The organism is Okeania sp. SIO2B3, from assembly GCF_010672525.1.
Classification (GTDB): domain Bacteria; phylum Cyanobacteriota; class Cyanobacteriia; order Cyanobacteriales; family Microcoleaceae; genus Okeania.
This window is the reverse complement of sequence record NZ_JAAHGH010000063.1, coordinates 25,022-42,825: the sequence shown is the minus strand read 5'-3', so window position 1 is coordinate 42,825 and position 17,804 is coordinate 25,022. Positions and strand designations below refer to the sequence as shown.

Below are 17,804 nucleotides of genomic sequence, written 5' to 3'. Positions count from 1 at the left end.
CGTAGCTCCTCCGGAGGAGGCGTGCCCCCCGGCAACTAATAACACTATAGCATATATTCAATTGACTTAACATAAAAATAAAAAGTCGCCCTACAAGGGCGAGGCTTTAAACCCAATTTTTCGGTAATTCCCTTTTCCTTCTTCCTTCTTCAAGAGTAGAATTGACTCGCCCAACTTCGAGACTGACGCACAGGACCATCATCTTGATATAAAGGTGGATTATGAATATCTTTTTTATTCTCTAAAATACTCACATCTTGTTCAAAAGTTTCTAAAACATCCTGTTTTAACATCTTATTTAAAATCAAACTTAAAGGAAAAGGTAGAACTTTTTTCACACTGTAAAATATGGCAATATCAAGATGCTCATTATCTATTGGTGTTCCTGTAAAAATAGTCAACAAACCTAGCTTTAATTTTCCTTCTGTCCAGTAAAAACTCACATCATAAGCAGGTCCGTAATAAATAGTAGTAACTGAGCCATCTTCTAATACTAATTTTCCTGCTGCTAGAGAAGATAAATTATATTTCTGAGACATTCTATGGGTTAAAATTGGTCCGTCAATTTCTACGCCATGACTATGAGCGCTTTTAAAAGTACGGCTGTGCAGATTATATAAGTGAGAGACATCTACACTGTTATCCATATAATCTTGAAGGGTAGTACGTACTTTCCACTGACGGACTAAACGTAGGGGAGTCCATTCGACCGAATTTAGTTCTGGTATTTGAGGTATTTCCCAGTCTGGCAGTTTTCCTTGATAGTGATGGTACATCATTATGAGACCATTAAGCTCAAGTACAGGCCAGCTCTGTATTTTTGCTTTGGGTTTGGGTTTATCTGGATAAGGAATAGCAGCACATTGTCCATTTGTATCCCAGAGCCAACCGTGGTAAGGACATCTCAGACTTTGGCCTTGTATTCTACCTCCATGAGCAAGATGAGCGCCTAAGTGAGGACAGTGAGCATCAAAAATATGAGGTTTGCCATCTTCTGTACGAAATAGTACAAAGTCTTTTCCGAAGTAATGGAGTGGCATGACTCCTTTGGCAGATAAATCTTCACTTCTAGCAACGCGAAACCAACTATTGGGCAGGCTTGAATACATAATTATTTGTTGTTAAAGGTAGACAAAAATCAGCTATTAGTGTATTAGGATAGCGATCGCTTGCCAAGGATAAAGATTAAAAAATATAAAAGTTGATTGACAAAATATGAATCATATCATGTTTGGTTGAATACTTATAAATAAACGACGGAAGATTCAACCCACCCCTAACCCCTCCCCTCCTGGGAGGGGAAGTCAGGAGGGAAGAAAGGAGGAAAAGGAGAAAGTTTTTTGATTGCTGGCGCAAAACTTTGTTAACGCGTAAGCGGAAGGGAGTTCTATCGCGCTCTTATCCGGAGATGATATTATTCATTAATTACTGAAAATATATTTTGGTGAGAGTAGGGGTCGAGAGTTAGAATGGTCTCTCAATTTTTTCTTTGAAAAAAGGCTTTAGCTTTATATCTGTCAATATTTTGGGGTTAATCAGCAAGCTCTAAATATTCTGAATTAGAACAATTCTGACTTCAACAAAATTTATTAAGCACTTGAATAAAAATTTGGTAATTAAGAATTATCAGGTGAAAATGATAAGTTATATTTCCATCATTTTCAGAATATTTAAGTCTATTAGATATATTCGATAATCAAAAATAAAATTAATTATCGTTCATAAATCATCAATTATTTACCCCTAATGCCTACTCCCTAGTTCCTGCTCCCTCTTTTCCGGAGAAGTCTATTTTTTAAGATTGAATAACCTATAGACATTTTAGTTATACCAAACTGATAAATGTTTCCTATAAATATAGCAATCCCCGCATTGGTTGTGACATTTTTTATAATAGTTAATTTGAAATGAAAACCTTTAAAATTCTGGCTCCTAACTCCTAAGTGCCACCAATAATCAAAAATAAAATCAATTATCGTACTCTTATTCATCAATTCTTTCCCTCTACCCCCCACTCCCTATTTCCCCTTTTCTAGAGATGTCTAATAATTATCTCCCAAGTCTACTTACAGAGGAACTAATAATAACTTTAAGGTTTCTGCCAGGGTTTGTTAAATGTAGTAGAATACCAATGCCCAAGGAACGACTGCGTATAAACTCCTATTAGGGATAAAAACTCAGAATAACCTTCTCAAGTTCTTTTATGCAAACCACAAAAGTAGAACGAGTCAGAGGTGTCAGGGACATTCTGCCAAACACCTATCATATTGATAAACAAATCAAAAATGCACTAAGTGATAGTTTTGAATCTTATGGCTATCGACCCATAGATGTACCACTGATAGAATACACAGAACTCTATCTGAAAAAATCTGGTGAGGAGATAGTTTCTCGCCTCTACGATTTTATTTATCGTAACCGTCGCCTTTGTCTCAGACCAGAATTTACTGCTTCAGTGGTCCGCGCTTATCTGGACAATTTCCAAGAAATACCTCTGCCAGTAAGACTGTATTATACAGGGCCAGTATTTCGCTATGAAAAGCCTCAGAAAGAGAGATATCGTCAATTTACCCAGATGGGAATAGAGTTAATTGGGGCAAAAGGGGCGATCGCTGATGCGGAAATTATTTCTATGGCTTGTCGAGGTTTAGACGGCTTAGGTTTAACTGAATATCAAATGTTTATTGGTCATGTTGGAGTTATCAACAAATTCCTCGACCATCTTGAGTTAGATACTCGTCTTCGTAGTTTTCTACTTACTCAGATGGAAACCCTGAGAAAAGAAGGTAAACAAACAGTAGAAAATTTACTCTCTGAAATTTATCCAGCGTTTCAAAAAAATACTTCTGCTCAACAACAACCAGGTAAAAATATTACGACAAAAAAAATTACAGACCTCCTACAAGATTTAGAAGAAGAGGAGGCTAGGGCAGCCATTTTTGAGTTTCTCGAAAGTATGAATATCGAACTTTCAAGTACTCGCGAACCTGAAGAAATAGTTGACCGTTTGTTAGTGAAGATTAAACATCAAAACCAAACTAAACAGCTCAATCAAGCGTTAGATTTTATGACGGAATTGAGTCAACTAAAAGGAGAGCCGAATGCTATTTTAAAAGAAACAGAAAAATTACTTTCAGCTTACAGTATTGATGATTATGGCTTAACACAATTACAAGATATTCTTAAAAGTTTGGATGCTTTTAATGTAGACAAAAATCATATTAATATTGACCTCGGAATTAGTCGGGGTCTTCAATACTATACAGGTATGGTCTTTGAAATTTCTGACAGCAACTTAGGAGAAAGAAAATTATGTGGTGGTGGTAGATATGATGATTTAATTGTTAGTTTAGGAGGTCAACAAGAAACTCCTGCAACTGGTTTTTCTTATGTAATGGAAGAACTCAGACAAGTATTAGCTGAAAAATCTCATTTAAATATTAATAATTATCAATTTGTCGAAGCTTTGGTAGTTGGTATGAGTTCAGATGATTATGTTTATACTGTCACAATTGCCGAAAAATTAAGAAAGCTAGGTTTGCGAATAGAAACTGATATTATTGGGAGAAATATTGAAAATAATATTGAGTATGCAATTCAGCATAATATTCCATTTTTAATTATTTTAAACTCTGTAGAACCACAAGATAGTAAAGTGCTTTTGCAGAACCTGGAATCTGGCGAAAAGCAAAATTTGGAATTAAATGAAGTAGTAAAAAAAGTTAGAAATAGTTGAATTACCAAATAATTAATAATTAATAATTAATAATTAATAATTAAATAAATAATTTAGGTTTAAAGGGTATCTGTAAATAAAATATTAAATCAAGCGTGTAGGGTGGGTTGCGCAGATTACATGGTTCAAGTTAATAGTTAGCTTTGTGATTCATCGTAACCCAGTAAAACGTATACTTTTGAGCATCTCTTAAGATAAGATTTATTTGACAGATACTTTCTTAAAGCCTCTCCTTTCAAGGGAAAAAAAGAAATTTTTTTCCTTAAGCATCAATTCTCTCCCTAAAAGGAAGAGATAATTATTAATTATTAATTGTTAATTGCTGAATGAAAAATTAATACCCTTAAATCAAATGACCACTGAGCAAATTTTAAAAATAGCCTTACCGAGTAAAGGTGCATTAGAAAAAGGAGCCATGAACTTATTATCAGCTTGTGGTCTAACTGTATCTAGACCTAGTGAAAGACAATATTTCGGCTCTATTCCTGCCTTGCCACAAGTAAAAGTATTATTTCAAAGAGCAGCAGATATCTTTACAAAAGTAGAAGAAGGAAGTGTTGACTTAGGAATTACAGGTTATGACGTAGTTTCTGAAGACAGTCAATCCGATGATGATGTAATAGTTATTTGGGATAAATTAGGTTATGGTAAATGTGAAGTTGTTTTAGCTGTTCCTGAGAGTTGGGTAGATGTTTCTTCCATAGAAGATTTAGCAGAACTAACTCTATTATTTAAAGAGAAAGGCAAAAATCTCAGAATTGCTACAAAGTATAATAACCTGACTCGAAAATGGTTGTATGAAAAGTTAATTGTACATTTTTCCTTAGTAGCAGTACAAGGTGCAATGGAAGCAGCACCAAGTATGGGATATGCTGATATGATTGCTGATGTAACCAGCACTGGCACAACTCTGAGAGAAAATCGTTTAAAACGAATTGAAGGAGGCACACTTCTTAAGTCTCAAGCTTGTTTAATTGGTAATAAACGTTTGTTACAAGAAAGTGAAGCTAAGTTGGAAACAACTAAAGTCTTTTTAGAGTTAATTGAAGCTCAGATGGAGTCAAAAAAATATGTGTCGATAACTGCAAATGTGCATGGAAAGTCGGCCGATGAAATAGGTGATTTGTTAATGAATAAAAGTGGATTAAGTGGCATTACCGGTTTACAAGGACCGACTATTGCTAAAGTATATTCTGGGGGAAAAAATGACTGGTATGCCGTGACAATTGTAGTGAAACAAGAAATGTTATTATCAGCAATTAATCATCTCAGAAAAGTAGGTGGTACAGATATTACAGTTTCTTCTCCTAATTATATTTTTGGCTCCAAATCTCAAACTTATGAAGCATTTTTGGAAAAGTTAAATTAACCTGTTATTGGTGGAGAAAGTGTATATTTTTTAGAAAAAAATATCGACTTAACTCTCCTCTGACAACAGGGAAATATCCCCTACAAATTTTTAGTTTTGAATTGATAACATAATTAAAATGCCACATACAATTGTTACTGATATTTGCGAAGGTGTTGCTAAATGTGTTGGAGCTTGTCCCGTTGCTTGTATTCACGAAGGACCAAGTAAAAATACTAAGGGAACTGATTGGTATTGGATAGATTTTGATACCTGTATTGACTGCGGAATTTGCCTAAGTGTTTGTCCTGTAGAAGGAGCAATTGTAGCCGAAGAAAGACCAGAATTACAGAAGACACCTTAGTAACTTTTGAAGAAGGTTTGGTACTGCTCGTTTAATGACAGGTAGGAACAAAAAAATTCTTGGTACGGGAGCATTTTGCTCCCACTGACTGTACCGTGACAAAAATAATTACTAATATCATGTCCGCACTGCTTCATAAAACTGATACAAAGCGTCACATAACGTGACAAATTGATAGCGTAGCTCCTCCGATAGGAGGCTGTTTACTTCCTGCTTCTTGTGAGGCCGGGGGGCGGTTACTCATCCACAGGCATTAACGGTCAAGCCAACCGCATCTCTACACTGTATACTTACATTTAAGTCTTTGTCAATTAACATAACTAAAAAAGTCCTCAAACCCTTACTACGCCGTTTTAGCGTAGGAAGCGGGATTTCAGGATAGGTCTACGTCTATATAGATAGACTGCCAGAAATGCGAATAGCAGGGATTAGTGCAGAAGATACAAATTTCACCCTCGTTACTACTTGCCTGTGAGAACTATCGTATTATGTCGATAAATTGCGCAAATTGTTAACTAAGTCGAAACTCCCACTCCCCTGCTCAAGAAAATGTAGAAAAGTTTTTGAGAAATGGTATAACACATAGCACCTACATGGCCATAATTCTTAAATTTTCTCAACTATGTACGGTTTCCACGAACTAGCACTCTACCTCGCCGAGTGCTAAATTTTTATTTGGAAGTGAAGTAATATGAGAAAAACTAATGGCCAAAATTGTAGAATTTAATGATAAATCCAGACGCGCTCTAGAGCGAGGAATAAATTCCCTAGCGGATGCAGTCCGAATCACTATGGGTCCAAAGGGTAGAAATGTATTATTAGAGAAAAAATTTGGCGCACCACATATTGTGAATGATGGAATAACCGTAGCTAAGGATATCGAATTAGAAGACCCTCTCGAAAATACAGGTGCTAGACTTATTCAGGAAGTGGCATCCAAAACAAAAGATATTGCTGGAGACGGCACAACTACCGCTACAGTTTTAGCTCAATCTATGATTAGAGAAGGTCTCAAAAACATAACTGCTGGAGCAAACCCAGTAGCAGTGCGTAAAGGGATTGAAAAAACCATTAATCAGCTAGTTAAAGAAATAGAAGCAGTTGCTAAACCAGTAGAAGGAGGAGCGATCGCTCAAGTAGCTACGGTTTCTGCTGGTGGTGATGCAGAAGTAGGACGAATGATTGCTGAGGCAATGGATAAAGTTACTAAAGATGGGGTGATTACTGTAGAAGAATCTAAGTCTCTCTCTACAGATTTAGAAGTTGTTGAAGGGATGCAAATTGACCGTGGTTATCTTTCTCCCTACTTTATTACTGACCAAGAGCGGTTAGTAGTTGAATTTGAAAACTCTCGCATTCTCATCACTGATAAGAAAATTTCCTCTATTCAAGATTTAGTACCTGTACTAGAAAAAGTTGCTCGTGCTGGTCAATCTCTTTTAATTATTGCTGAGGATATTGAAGGGGAAGCTTTAGCTACTTTGGTGGTGAATAAAGCACGGGGTGTATTGAATGTTGCTGCTGTGAAAGCTCCTGGTTTTGGCGATCGCCGTAAAGCTATGCTCCAAGATATTGCTATTCTTACAGGTGGTCAACTTATCTCTGAAGAAATAGGTCTGAATCTGGAGATGGCAGATTTAGATATGATGGGAGTTGGTCGGAAAATCACTATTAACAAGGACAACACTACTATTGTTGCTGGTGGGGATACAGCAGAGGAAGTGAAAAAGCGCATTGCCCAAATTCGCGGACAGCTTGAAGAGAGTGATTCTGATTATGACAAGGAGAAGTTACAGGAACGCATCGCTAAGTTAGCTGGTGGGGTAGCAGTGATTAAAGTTGGTGCAGCAACAGAAACTGAACTTAAGGACCGCAAGTTAAGAATAGAAGATGCTTTGAATGCTACTAAAGCTGCTGTAGAGGAAGGTATTGTGCCTGGTGGTGGTACTACTTTAATTCATTTGGCGACTAAGGTTGATGAGTTGAAAGGTAGTTTAAGTGAGGAAGAGCAGATTGGTGCTGATATTGTTAAACGTGCTTTAGAAGGACCTTTGCGTCAGATTGCTGATAATTCTGGTGAAGAAGGTTCGGTAGTTGTAGAGAAAGTACGTTCTACTGATTTCAGTGTTGGTTTTAATGCCATAACTGGTGAATATGAAGATATGATTGCTGCTGGTATTCTTGACCCTGCAATGGTAGTACGTTCTGCGTTGCAAAATGCGGGTTCGATCGCTGGTATGGTCTTAACTACTGAAGCTGTGGTTGTTGAGAAACCTGAGAAGAAAGCTGCGATGCCAGATATGGATGGCGGCATGGGCGGCATGGGCGGCATGGGCGGCATGGGTGGCATGGGCGGCATGGGTATGCCTGGTATGGGTATGATGTAATTTCGCCTGTCTATTTAGGGTTTGCGCTCTTTAGTAGGGGTAGGAGACAGGAGACAGGAGACAGGAGACAACCCACCCACAGGCCCCTCCCAGGAGGGGAGAAAAGGGAATGAGCGAGGAGGTAGGAGTAAGAATTGTAAGAATGATTTTTCTGCCCAACTATGGGCCTAAAATATCCTCCTTTTTGAGCGTTTTAGACTGAAACAGGCGCACTTTTTAAAGGCCCCAAAAAGGCACTTGTCTTTATATGTCAATGCTTTTAGATTTAATCAGCAAACCCTATTTAGTATTAGAAGGCAGAAGACTGTATGGTTTATGGTATCTGCTCCGCCACACTGTACTAAAGCTTTATATTAATTTTGCCTAAAACGAGATCGATGAATTGAGATTATGTTCACCTTTCCCGTTTCCTTATTTTATACCTCTTGCAAAAGTCTTTTTCAGATAAAAGCGACATCAGATTTTCTGAACTAAACCTTCTAGGGATAAGTCGATTGAATACTCTTCACTATCTGCGTCAACAGCAATAAACCAGTTAGGCTTTGTTGCATGAAAGTATATAGCTGCCGCACTTGCTCCGCATATGTACTTCATAATCTGTGGAAACTGCTGTAACTATTGGACAATAAATGAATAGAACATCAATTTTTGACAGAAAAAGGCTGAAACTTTTACCTGTAAAGGCTTTGAGGTTTTATAGGTAGTTCAATAACTATTGTCCAATAGATGAATAGAACATCAATCTATAGAAAGAGAGCGATATAGCTGCGGAATGGATGTTAAGAACGCTACTTTCATGCAACAAAGCCAACCAGTTGTAATATTTTTCCATTTTTATAAAATATTGCTGTGCTGATAAGGCTTTGTATATTACAGCACTTTTTAGGATAGTGAGGTACGCTTTTAACCCACATTCGGCACTTCAAGAGCGTAACATTATTGGAAAGCAAGAGAACACATACTATCTAGCTTCAGTTCCCTACGTTTCCGACGCACAAGGAAGTGTAGTACGGCAAAGGTAATGACTTTTCGCCTAAATGTTTTACAGGCAGATTAAATAACAATTCGCGGATTTTAACGCGGAGTTGTAGGTTGGGTTGCGCTATAGCTTAACCCAACAAAACCTATACATAGCTTTTACAAATGTGTTGGGTTTATCCTGCGGATAAGCGGAGCGAACGTCACCTCAACCCAAGCTACAAATACTTCAAACTTCAAACTTCTGACTTATGACTTCAATAAACCGTATCCCTTTGCCGATCGCTTCTTCCTAAACTCCTAATAGTTTCTTGCAAATTTTCGACTTCCATACAAGTACCCCCAACAGCACCTGCCATTGTTGTAATATGTTCCTCCATTAACGTACCGCCAATATCATTACACCCCCACTTCAACGCCTCTTTTGCTCCATCCAAACCAATTTTTACCCAACTTGGTTGATGATTAATAATCCAATTTCCTAAAAATATTCTCGATACTGCTGTTAATAACAAAACATTCAGCAAAACAGGTTGGTCACGTCCCACTCTCCGACGCAAAGGTGCAGGTGCTTCTTGACCGACAAAGGGTAATAAAATAAATTCTGTTATTCTCGCCGGATAATTTTTTTCAATGGCAGTTTGTTGGAGCGATCGTAATTTCTCCAAATGTAAAATTTGTTGTTGAGGGGTTTCAATATGACCGCACAACATTGTGCTTGTGGTTGGCATTCCCAAGCGATGTGCTGTGCTGACTATTTCTAACCAAGTCGCTGTATCAATTTTTTCTGGGCAAATAACTCTTCTGACTGCATCATCCAAAACTTCCGCAGCAGTACCTGGCATCGACCCGACCCCCTCATCCCGCAAAGCAGCAATTACATATTCATAACTCACGCCATCTTCTCTGGCAATAAACTGTACTTCTTGGGGAGAAAAAGCGTGTAAATGTAATTGAGGAAACTCATCTTTAATACCTTTTACTATTTGCAAATAATAAGATAAAGATTTACCTGCAACTTTAGCTTGAAGATTTAATCCTCCCTGCATACAAATTTCTGTTGCTCCTCGTTGCACCGCATCATTAGCTTTTTCCAGAATTTGACCAATATCTAACCAAAAAGCACCCGCGTCTCCCTCATCTCGACGAAAAGCACAAAAACTACAATGTTGTTCGCAGATATTGGTGAAATTTATATTCCGGTTGATAACGTAAGTAACAGTATCTCCTACTTGTTGTTGTCGGAGTTTGTCTGCCGTTTTCTGGATAGTGGTTATTTCTGTGGGAAGTTGAGTTAAGGGAAGTTTTCCGAAATTTGCTTGAGAAGTTGGGGATAACAATAATAGTGTTTCTGCTGTAGATAGGTCATAACCTTCTAAAGCGCGATTTAAAATTGTCTCTAGGTTTTGGTTTGTCAAGTTGAAAGCGGTCATATTTATTAGGTTAAAAGTAAGAGTGAGAAAGTTTAATCAAGATATTCAGAAAATAGTCAACTTTTGGCGCAGGAGTTTACACAGTCAATGGTTACTTTTGCTAGTTTGGATAGCTATAGCTACTTGTTTACGTCTGACTAATTTAGATGGTAAACCACCTTGGACGGATGAATTTTCTACTTTGGTTTTTAGTTTGGGTAATAGTTTCCAGGATGTACCGCTAGATCGAGCGATCGCTCCGGAGATGTTACTCCAACCCCTACAGTTTAATGTCAATACTGATATTAATAATGTAGTTGATAATTTATTAACTTATAGTAACCACCCACCTGTCTATTTTATCTTGACTCATTGGTGGATGCAGTTTTTTTCTGCTGAAGGGGAGTTCGTTTCTCTATGGGGTGCGCGGTCTTTGAGTGTTATTTTTGGTGTTGTTTCTATTCCTGCTATTTATGGTTTGGCTAGGTTGGCTTTTCATTCTCGGTTAGTAGGACAATTTGCTGCTGCAATAATGGCTGTTTCTCCTTATGGTATTTATCTTGCTCAAGAGGCTCGTCATTATACTTTAGCTATTTTATTTGTTATTGCTTCTTTTTGTTGTTTAATTATTAGTATTCGCCATTTTCAGGAAGGTCAATCTTTGCCAATTTTCACAGCATTTATTTGGGTTGTAGTTAATAGTTTAGGTATTGCCACCCACTATTTTTTTATTTTGACTCTCTGCGCTGAAGCAATGGTATTAATTTCTCTATTTTTTTTTGAAGAAGGAAGAAGCAAGAAGCAAGAAGGAAAAAGGAAGAAATTGATGGATACTCAAAATTCTAGCAAAGAAGGAAGAGGGAATCAGGAAGAAGGAGAAAGGAAGAAATTGATGGGGAATCAAACTTTTACCAAAGAAGGAAGAAGGAATCAGGAAGAAGGAGAAAGGAAGAAATTGATGGGGAATCAAACTTTTACCAAAGAAGGAAGAGGGAATCAGGAAGAAGAAAGAAGGAAAAATTTGATGGATACTCAAACTTTTACCAAAGAAGGAAGAGGGAATAAGGAAAAAGAAAGAAGGAAAAATTTGATGGATACTCAAACTTTTACCAAAGAAGGAAGAGGGAATAAGGAAAAAGAAAGAAGGAAAAATTTAATGGATACTCAAACTTCTAGCAAAGAAGGAAGAGGGAATCAGGAAGAAGGAGAAAGGAAGAAATTGATGGGAAATCAAACTTTTACCAAAGAAGGAAAAGGGAATAAGGAAAAAGAAAGAAGGAAAAATTTAATGGATACTCAAACTTCTAGCAAAGAAGGAAGAGGGAATAAGGAAGAAGGAGAAAGGAAGAAATTGATGGGAAATCAAACTTTTACCAAAGAAGGAAGAGGGAGTCAGGAAAAAGAAAGAAGGAAAAATTTGATGGATACTCAAACTTCTAGCAAAGAAGGAAGAGGGAGTCAGGAAAAAGAAAGAAGGAAAAATTTGATGGATACTCAAAATTCTAGCAAAGAAGGAAGAGGGAATAAGGAAGAAGGAATAAGGAAAAATTTAATGGATACTCAAACTTCTAGCAATTTTCAAAACCCTGTAAACTGCGGGGTATTAAACCCAGAAGAAGGAAGAGGGAATAGTGTAGACGGCGGGGTATTAAACTCAGAAGAAGGAAGAGGGAATCAGGAAGAAGAAAAAAGGAAAAATTTGATGGATACTCAAACTTCTACCAATTTTAAATACCCTATAGATGGCGGGGTATTAAATTCAAAAGAAAAAGTTGAATCAGAAAGAGAAAATAGGGGAGAAGTAAGAAGAAAAAAATTAATGGAGACTCAAACTTTTACCAAAGAAGGAAGAGAGAAAAAGGAAGAAGAAAGAAGGAAAAAGTTGATGGGGACTCAAACTTCTACCAATTTTCAAAACCCTGTATACGGTGGGGTATTAAACTCAAAAGAAAAAGATAACTTTTCTAGCTTAAAAGTAAAAAAATCAAGTAAATTTTCTCTCCATACTCTCATCAAATCACTTGCTAATTTCTACATAGTAATTTTGGGAACTTTAGCTGGTGGTTTAGTTTGGCTGCCTTTTTGGAAAAATGGTTATAGCAGTGAATTAACAAAATGGATTTCGATTAGCGATGATAACTTAAAAAGTTTGCTCAGTCCGATTTTTCAATTCCTGGCTACAGGGATTACTATGTTATTTTTATTGCCGATAGAATCTCCGATTTTTCCCATAGCAATTATTTCTGTTGTGGTGATGATTTTATTTTTAATCTGGCTATTTCCTCTATTTATTAGTGGCACTATTAATTGTTTAAAAAATTCCGATATTAGTATTTCTTTCATTACTTTTGCCGGAGTCATATTAGCTAGTACATTATTATTTTTTAGTTTTACTTATATTTTCGGTATTGACCTAACTAGAGGTGCGCGTTACAGCTTTATTTATTTTCCAGCAGTAATTATTTTAGTAGCAGCAATACTCGCACAAATTTTTAATCAGCAGTTTGTTAAAAGTAAATTTTTGAATGTTTATATTTGCACAACTACGGGCAAAAAAGCCGTAATTTTAATTTGGTTAATGGCTTTATTAAGTGGCTTAACTGTTGTTTCAAATTTAGGCTATCAAAAATATTATCGACCAGATTTATTTGTTTCTCTCATAGAAAAAAAATCTGACAAACCAATAGTTATTGCTACGACTTATTATACCCATGTTGAAACTGGAGAATTCATGGGAATAGCTTGGAATATGAGAAAAAAATTTCAGCAAAAATGTAGAAAAGAGAGTATTTGTCAGGAAAAACATTTAGAGCCTATCAAATTTATTTTAGTAGAGCAAAAAACCGATAGAGAAAATACTGTAAATTCACTTCACAAAATTATCAATAGACTGGAATATCCTTTTGATTTATGGTTAGTAAATTTTGCGAGTGATTTTAATATAGCAGTAGAAAAATGCCTGGTTGACAAAGGTGAATTTCCATTAATAGATGGGTATAAATATCAGCTTTATCATTGCTATTTTTCAGGTGGTTAACGAAGTCAGAAGTTATTTTTGTAACGGGGATGAGTGAGCAACTCTCCAAAAATATTTCCCCTTAAAAGGCGGAGTGGCGCGACCCAATTATTTTGATAAATATAGATTAGATTATTAATCTATCAATCCATCACTAATTAATTTTGTCTCCTAACTCCTGCTTTATTTACTTTATCTTTTCTTTTACGGGTTGAATACCCTGTGGCGTGTTGAAGACTTATCCATAAGGAATTTTCCTTTTTGCCTTCTGCCTTCTGCCTTTTTCAATCAATTCCTTCTAACGCAATTTGAGTTAAGCGTTTGAGAATTCTAAGCACATCATAAAGTTCATTACCAGGATTAATAGTAATAAACATTTTTGAAAGAGCATATTGTGGTGGTTCTCCATTAACTAATTTAACAAATATAAAACCGCGTCATGGAAAACCTGCTCGTGTTGCATTAACAGAGTTAAGAAAAAAACATGATATTTCAAGTTGAAACTTCTTCATCTGCTTTATCTAATCGCTCCTACAATTCCTTGATACTTTCAAATTTTTCAAATTTATTTTTTATATCATGTCCGGATAATTTAGTCATAAAAAAACTTTCTCTTTTTCCTCCTCTTTATTCTTCTTTCTTCCCTCCTGACTCCTGACTCCTGACTCCTGACTCCTCTGTAATTTATTTATAACTGTTCAACCAGAGATGAGATTAAATATTGCTTCCAAACAAGATTAAGAGTAAATACGGTCAAATTATTCTCTGACTGCCCATCTAATAATAACCGTTTTTTCAGGGATTGAATTACGTTTACAGATTCCTGAATAGATAGTTCTGACTTTCTAATTATTTCTCCTATTGAAATAGGTTGGCTTTGATTGGCAATTTGCTCCATAATTCTGATTTCCACAGGAGATAAATGCTGCAATTGTTGTTCTAATTCTGCTTGTAATGCTTCTGGTAAAATTAGGGTTTGATATTCCAGAAATTCTGCTACTTGACCGCCAAATAATTCTTGAATTGTTGTTGCTACTATATCTAACCATCGGGGATTTCCTTGATAATTATTGATCAATTTTTCCCAAGATTCTCGATCTACTAATTGGCGTTTTTGGCATATTTCATTTGCAGCAGCTCCTAAACTTCCTAAAATTAAGGTTCGTACTGGATAATTTTCTGTTTCTAATTTGGTAATTTCTGGAATTTTTTCTCTACTTATTAATAGCAAACAACTCTGATGGGAGACTGTGACAAGTAGTTGAAAAAAATCTCGATAATCTTCATAACCAGATTTGTATTGACCTGCAAGTTTTCCTGGAGCAAATAATTTTTGTACGTCATCAAATATGATGCAGCAACGATATTTTTCTAGGTATTTTTGTAGTTGCGATATAAGAGTTTCGATATTGTCTGAAGTTTCTGTTTCTGGTGCGAAAATTTCCAGGAGGTTAGTGAGAGTTGTGGTGAGGGTGGGAGAAAAGCGGAGGGTGCGATAAATGATGTAATTAAAATTAGTTTTGATTTGCTTGATTAATTGTAGAGAAAGAGTCGTTTTGCCAATACCACTTATTCCTAAAAGTGAGATTACACGAAGGCGATCGCTCATTATCCATTTTGATAAGGTAGAAAGTTCGTCTATCCGACCATAAAAGTTGATAATTTCTGGTGCTTTGTCTAGGTCGATAATATTTTGAGTTGGTGTTTGTGGAGGGTTGGTTGTTGTTGGGGAAGCGCGAGGGTTTGACGGACAGATATTAATATTACTTGTTACGTTATCTCTACAAAAAACAGGTGCAAAATTGTAAATATTTGCATTTTCTAATATTGTTCTAAAATTTGCTTTAGTAATATTTTCACCCAGTATTTCCGATAAAATTTTCCATAATTTAGCACCGATATACCTAACATGAGTTTCGCTAGCGTAAGTTTCCTCAGCAATTTTTTTGTAAGTCTGATTTTCTAAAGTACGTTGCAATATAGTTTTTTGCAGATAGTCTAAATTTTCTCCAGTATGGTCATAAATTAGCTCTTCAGCTAACCTCAAAACTTCTTGAATATCCATATATTCGGAAATGTTAGGGTTTTGAGGAATTATAGCAAACAAATCGTACATTTCCTACAAATCCTACAAACAAATTAAGGAAAAATTTCCAACAATTCCTACTGACAAAGCCAGAATTTATGAGGAAAGATGGATTATAGCAGTTCTTTAATCTACGAGGTAGAGTTTTAGATTCCCCCCGCCCCCTTAAAAAGGAAGCCAACAAAAAGCATAGCTTTTTGAGAGGGATAGTCGGGGATCAGTAGATGTACCTCATACTTATGAGAAAAGCTACATTAGGACGTTAACAAATAGACTAATTCGGAACTTATGAATAGTTACTCAGTTATTATACTTAGGCCAAGTGGATCTGGGAAAACTGTGTTTTTAGCAATTATGCACAAAAAGTTATCTACACAGGGGAAACTCGGCTTTTTTGTGAAAGTTGAAAGTGCAGAAAGTTGATTGGAGAGACAACTGTCACCCTGTTCGCTTAATCAGTACCTTTTATTTTAAGAAAAACTCTAGGTTGTAGCAATCATATTATAGGGTAGGGAGAAAATGCTAAATGCTTGAATCTATAGATTTTTTTGATATTAGCGAAGAGCCAGAAACTCGTTACGCTCGTCACCACTTAATTGACTGGTGGAATCAGGAAAAACTCAGAGATGCCAGAGTATTGGTAGCAGGATGTGGTGCTTTAGGTAACGAAGTTCTTAAAAATTTAGCACTTGTTGGGGTTGGTAAAATCACTGTCATTGATTTTGACACAGTGTCAATTACTAACCTAACTCGCTCAGTCTTATTTCGAGAGTCAGATGTAGACTTACCAAAAGTAGAAGCAGCTCGTCAGCAACTGCTGGAAATTAATCCAGATATTTCTATTGAGGCAATTCAGGGAGACCTAGAATTTGACCTGGGGATTGGGAATGTTAGAGAACATGACATTATTATTGGTTGCCTTGATAGTGTTAATGCACGGTGGGCAATTAATCAAGCAGCTTACTATGCAGGGATTCCCTGGGTTAATGGTGGTATAGGTGTTGCTCAAGGAGAAGTAAGTTTTTTCGATCCGAAAAGCGAAGCAGCTTGCTATGACTGTAGTATCAGTGACAAAATGTGGGAAAGGCGTAATCAGCGATATTCCTGTCAGGGTGTGAAACGCAATATTCCAGATAGGGCAATGCCGACAACAGCTCCTATTGCTTCTATTGTAGCAGCGATGGAAGTTCACCAAGCACTGTTGTATTTACATGGCAAAGCAGGAATGCTTAATCCTGGTGAAAAAATTTTTCTGAGTTTAAATCCTTGGACATCCTTTAAAGTTCAAATTCAGCGTCAGGAATATTGTCCAGCTCACGATTTGCCGATAGAACCAACTATTAGTATTAAGTACGAGGCAAATAAACCAGTTGTAGAAATTCTGAAACATCTAGAAAAATCAGGGTTTTCTGAACCAGTTTTGTGGCTGCGCAATGAAATTATTGGCAAGATGAAATGTAATGATTGTGGATATGAGGAACAGGTGAATCAACTTCTGCGACAATACCCAGAATCGAAACTTCCTTGCCCCAAGTGTGAAAATGAGGAAAGGGATTTTGAAGTGATTAGAAATTTTACTCTTCAGGACAAATCTGCCCAAACTTTATTAGCAGATTTGTGTTTAACACAGAACGAAATTCTACAGTGTGATACTAGCAAAGGTAAAATAGCCATTCAATTTTGCTAAACAACTAAACATAGGAGGAAATAATATGAGTGATTCTGTATCTCTCGTTGTCCGTATGGCCGACGGTACTCGAAAAGCAGCTATTAGCTTGCCCCCTACTCTAACAGTGGGACAGGTTTTGCAAAGCGCACAACAAAGGTGGAATTTACCTTCAAATGCTGATTATGCAGCACGCTTGGAACGTACAGGTGAACAATTAGATAGTTCTGCAACTTTAAGCTCAGTGGGAATAGAGCCAGATGATGTAGTAGAAGTTTATCCTATTCTGGAGGCAGGTTAAAAATGAGTGTAAGAGAAAAACGATTGCGAAATGAGCATCAAGCATTATTAGAGCTTGTTGGTAATGCTGGCGGTTCTATAATAATTACTTCAGCTACTGGAAATCCCCCCTATCAATATGTGATTGACTATCGTTGTCGAGGCATAGAAAAATTAAAGGAAAAAAAACCTGTGTTCCGCAGTAACCATCGCGTTGAAATTTCCCTTAGCAATCAATATCCAAGAGAACAACCTAGTGTTAAATTTTTGACTCCTATTTTCCACCCTAATGTTTACTCAAACAAAGATGTTTGTTTGGGTAGTTACTGGACAATGGCAGAAACAGTACCTCAACTGGTTATCAGAATTGGCAAGATCATTCAGTATTCAAAAGATGTACTTAATTTAAACAGTCCAGCTAATTCTAAGGCAGAAAGTTGGGCGGCAAAAAATATGTCACTCTTTCCTGTTGACTCTCAAACCTTTAAGTCTCAGATTATCTGGGGTGACATTAAGTAATAACTAACTCCGT

At 36.5% G+C, this 17,804-nt stretch carries 12 protein-coding genes; 8 read left to right on the top strand and 4 right to left on the bottom strand.

Annotation, left to right across the window (positions count from 1 at the left end; translation table 11 throughout):
• Positions 1-149: 149 nt before the first annotated feature.
• Complete coding sequence (locus tag F6K15_RS26835; RefSeq protein ID WP_293066747.1) at positions 150-1,109, bottom strand: Rieske 2Fe-2S domain-containing protein; 960 nt, start codon at positions 1,107-1,109, stop codon at positions 150-152.
• Between the two features lie 1,094 nt (positions 1,110-2,203).
• On the opposite strand from F6K15_RS26835, the gene hisZ reads away from it, so the two are divergent.
• The 4 genes from hisZ to groL all read left to right on the top strand — a co-directional run bounded on the left by hisZ (position 2,204) and on the right by groL (position 7,835).
• Positions 2,204-3,736 carry an ATP phosphoribosyltransferase regulatory subunit gene (hisZ, locus tag F6K15_RS26830; protein ID WP_293066744.1) on the top strand — a complete coding sequence of 511 codons (1,533 nt, stop codon included), beginning with the start codon at positions 2,204-2,206 and terminating at the stop codon, positions 3,734-3,736.
• Positions 3,737-4,088: 352 nt separating this feature from the next.
• Positions 4,089-5,105: an ATP phosphoribosyltransferase gene (hisG, locus tag F6K15_RS26825; RefSeq protein ID WP_293066741.1), complete on the top strand. Its 1,017-nt coding sequence runs from the start codon at positions 4,089-4,091 to the stop codon at positions 5,103-5,105.
• A gap of 118 nt (positions 5,106-5,223) precedes the next feature.
• Positions 5,224-5,448, top strand: a complete 225-nt coding sequence (locus F6K15_RS26820; protein WP_293066738.1) for a ferredoxin family protein — start codon at positions 5,224-5,226, stop codon at positions 5,446-5,448.
• A gap of 704 nt (positions 5,449-6,152) precedes the next feature.
• The gene (gene groL / locus F6K15_RS26815) at positions 6,153-7,835 is read left to right on the top strand and encodes a chaperonin GroEL (RefSeq protein WP_293066735.1); all 1,683 of its coding nucleotides are present in this window, start codon (positions 6,153-6,155) and stop codon (positions 7,833-7,835) included.
• 456 nt (positions 7,836-8,291) lie between these two features.
• Here groL and F6K15_RS26810 read toward each other — a convergent pair whose 3' ends face one another.
• Both F6K15_RS26810 and cofH read right to left on the bottom strand, forming a co-directional pair.
• A complete protein-coding gene (locus tag F6K15_RS26810) occupies positions 8,292-8,429 on the bottom strand; it encodes a hypothetical protein (RefSeq protein WP_293066732.1) in 138 nt (45 codons plus the stop codon).
• Positions 8,430-9,070: 641 nt separating this feature from the next.
• The gene (gene cofH, locus F6K15_RS26805) at positions 9,071-10,246 is read right to left on the bottom strand and encodes a 7,8-didemethyl-8-hydroxy-5-deazariboflavin synthase subunit CofH (protein WP_293066730.1); all 1,176 of its coding nucleotides are present in this window, start codon (positions 10,244-10,246) and stop codon (positions 9,071-9,073) included.
• A gap of 22 nt (positions 10,247-10,268) precedes the next feature.
• Here cofH and F6K15_RS26800 point away from each other — a divergent pair, with 22 nt between their 5' ends.
• Positions 10,269-13,262 carry a glycosyltransferase family 39 protein gene (locus F6K15_RS26800; protein ID WP_293066728.1) on the top strand — a complete coding sequence of 998 codons (2,994 nt, stop codon included), beginning with the start codon at positions 10,269-10,271 and terminating at the stop codon, positions 13,260-13,262.
• Positions 13,263-13,929: 667 nt separating this feature from the next.
• On the opposite strand, the gene F6K15_RS26790 is transcribed toward F6K15_RS26800, so the two are convergent.
• Positions 13,930-15,357: an ATP-binding protein gene (locus F6K15_RS26790; protein WP_293066725.1), complete on the bottom strand. Its 1,428-nt coding sequence runs from the start codon at positions 15,355-15,357 to the stop codon at positions 13,930-13,932.
• A 496-nt stretch (positions 15,358-15,853) separates the two neighbouring features.
• Between F6K15_RS26790 and F6K15_RS26785 the strand changes: the two genes are divergently transcribed.
• The 3 genes from F6K15_RS26785 to F6K15_RS26775 are packed head-to-tail and all read left to right on the top strand — an operon-like array spanning position 15,854 to position 17,791.
• Positions 15,854-17,014 (top strand): ThiF family adenylyltransferase, encoded by a 1,161-nt coding sequence (locus F6K15_RS26785; protein WP_293066722.1) that lies wholly within the window; start codon positions 15,854-15,856, stop codon positions 17,012-17,014.
• 25 nt (positions 17,015-17,039) lie between these two features.
• Positions 17,040-17,294 carry a hypothetical protein gene (locus F6K15_RS26780; RefSeq protein ID WP_293066719.1) on the top strand — a complete coding sequence of 85 codons (255 nt, stop codon included), beginning with the start codon at positions 17,040-17,042 and terminating at the stop codon, positions 17,292-17,294.
• Between the two features lie 2 nt (positions 17,295-17,296).
• A complete protein-coding gene (locus tag F6K15_RS26775) occupies positions 17,297-17,791 on the top strand; it encodes a ubiquitin-conjugating enzyme E2 (RefSeq protein ID WP_293066716.1) in 495 nt (164 codons plus the stop codon).
• The last annotated feature ends 13 nt before the right edge of the window (positions 17,792-17,804 follow it).

Excerpts from the sequence above, each read along its gene's own strand:
- F6K15_RS26810 (WP_293066732.1), bottom strand. The coding sequence starts at position 8,429 with ATGAAGTACATATGCGGAGCAAGTGCGGCAGCTATATACTTTCATGCA.
- F6K15_RS26775 (WP_293066716.1), top strand. The coding sequence starts at position 17,297 with ATGAGTGTAAGAGAAAAACGATTGCGAAATGAGCATCAAGCATTATTA.
- F6K15_RS26780 (WP_293066719.1), top strand. The coding sequence starts at position 17,040 with ATGAGTGATTCTGTATCTCTCGTTGTCCGTATGGCCGACGGTACTCGA.
- F6K15_RS26785 (WP_293066722.1), top strand. The coding sequence starts at position 15,854 with ATGCTTGAATCTATAGATTTTTTTGATATTAGCGAAGAGCCAGAAACT.
- hisG (WP_293066741.1), top strand. The coding sequence starts at position 4,089 with ATGACCACTGAGCAAATTTTAAAAATAGCCTTACCGAGTAAAGGTGCA.
- F6K15_RS26835 (WP_293066747.1), bottom strand. The coding sequence starts at position 1,109 with ATGTATTCAAGCCTGCCCAATAGTTGGTTTCGCGTTGCTAGAAGTGAA.
- cofH (WP_293066730.1), bottom strand. The coding sequence starts at position 10,246 with ATGACCGCTTTCAACTTGACAAACCAAAACCTAGAGACAATTTTAAAT.
- hisZ (WP_293066744.1), top strand. The coding sequence starts at position 2,204 with ATGCAAACCACAAAAGTAGAACGAGTCAGAGGTGTCAGGGACATTCTG.
- groL (WP_293066735.1), top strand. The coding sequence starts at position 6,153 with ATGGCCAAAATTGTAGAATTTAATGATAAATCCAGACGCGCTCTAGAG.
- F6K15_RS26820 (WP_293066738.1), top strand. The coding sequence starts at position 5,224 with ATGCCACATACAATTGTTACTGATATTTGCGAAGGTGTTGCTAAATGT.
- F6K15_RS26790 (WP_293066725.1), bottom strand. The coding sequence starts at position 15,357 with ATGTACGATTTGTTTGCTATAATTCCTCAAAACCCTAACATTTCCGAA.